Here is a 233-nt window from a genome sequence, read left to right as displayed (position 1 = left end):
GGCGCGAAGCCGACCACGACGTTGACCACGCCCAGGTCGATGTCGTTCTGGGTGGTGGTGTCCTTGTCGCAGCGCACGAAGTAGGCGTCGCGCGGCGAGCTGCCCTGGAACGCGCCCTGGCGGAACAGGTTGTGCATGAACGCGCCGACGTTGAGGCGGATCTGCGCCCACAGCGGTTCGTCGTTGGGTTCGAACACCACCCACTTGAGCCCGCGGAACAGGCTTTCTTCGAT

General features: G+C 65.2%; 1 protein-coding gene. It reads right to left on the bottom strand.

The genetic code is table 11. The features are described 5' to 3' along the window. Positions 1–233, bottom strand: a 233-nt coding sequence (locus tag HKX41_13725; protein ID NNC25192.1) for a phage tail sheath family protein, incomplete at both ends; no start/stop codon positions are given.

This window comes from Salifodinibacter halophilus, assembly GCA_012999515.1.
Taxonomy (GTDB): Bacteria; Pseudomonadota; Gammaproteobacteria; order Nevskiales; family Salinisphaeraceae; genus Salifodinibacter; species Salifodinibacter halophilus.
Note: the sequence above shows the minus strand (reverse complement) of the source record. Positions and strands in the feature narration are given on the sequence as shown.